The organism is Streptomyces sp. NPDC059524, from assembly GCF_042749255.1.
Classification (GTDB): Bacteria; Actinomycetota; Actinomycetes; order Streptomycetales; family Streptomycetaceae; genus Streptomyces; species Streptomyces xanthii.
Genome location: NZ_JBHYTK010000213.1, coordinates 10391 through 11339, shown reverse-complemented (window position 1 = coordinate 11339; position 949 = coordinate 10391). Strand labels below are relative to the sequence as shown.

Genomic DNA, 949 nt, shown 5'->3' with positions numbered 1-949 from the left:
GGCGGGGCCCCCCCCCGGGGGGGGGGGGGCCCCCGCCCGGGCACCGCTTGGGCGGCACCGCACCACCGAGACGAACGAGAGGGAACCCGCACATGGAAACGGGTCTGGACGCGGGCACGTACGACGTCCTGCGCGACCGGCTCGCCGGGCAGGCCCGGCAGCTCGCCGAGCGGGCCGGCGAACTCAACGAGCGCCGCCTGGAGACCTTCGGCTCCACCGGCCTCGCCCTCGACGGCACCGAGCACCTCGGCACCGGGCACCCGGCCGTGGCACGCGACGTCGTCGCCGTCGGCGACCTGCTCCTCTTCGGCCGCACCACCCCTCCGCACGGCGGCGCCGGTGAGCCGGCCGTCGCCGACGTGTTCACGCTCCACGACCGCGACAGTCTGGAGCCGCTCGACGCGAGCGCCGTGCCCGGACTGCTCGACGACCCGGAGTTCGTCCGCGAGTTCGGCGCCCTGCACCGCTACTACCGCGCGGCCCGGCTGATCCGGCTGCGCCCCCTCGACGGCAAGCTCCTCGCCGTCTTCCGCACCGGCGACAAGGCCGACGACATCCGCGTGCTGCGCTGGAGCCTCACCGTCGACGGCCGCGCCGCCTTCCTCGACGCGCGCGGCGACCGCGACCACGTCATGCCGCCCGCCCACGACCTGCGCTGGACCCGGACCACGCGGGACGACCACGTGCCCGGACGTCACCCGCACATCGCGATCCCCGGCGCCGGACTGTACGTCGACACGCTCGACGGCACTCTCACCCTCAAGGCCGAGGACGACACCGAGACCGGCGAGGGCATCTACAGCGAGCCTGTCGACGAACCGCTCCAGTCGCTCGCCGACGCGGCCGTCGCCCCCGCCCCCCGGGGCCCCCGCGGGGGCGGGGCCCGGCCCCCGGCCCCCCGCGCGGGGCGCGGCCCCCCGCCCGGCGGGTCCTCGCGGGCCCAGGTGAC

The 949-nt window shown here is 77.4% G+C and carries 1 protein-coding gene; it reads left to right on the top strand.

The genetic code is table 11. From position 1 onward, the window contains the following. Positions 1-92: 92 nt before the first annotated feature. Positions 93-949, top strand: an 857-nt coding sequence (locus tag ACFW9D_RS35515; protein WP_384629129.1) for a DNA repair ATPase, incomplete at its 3' end; no start/stop codon positions are given.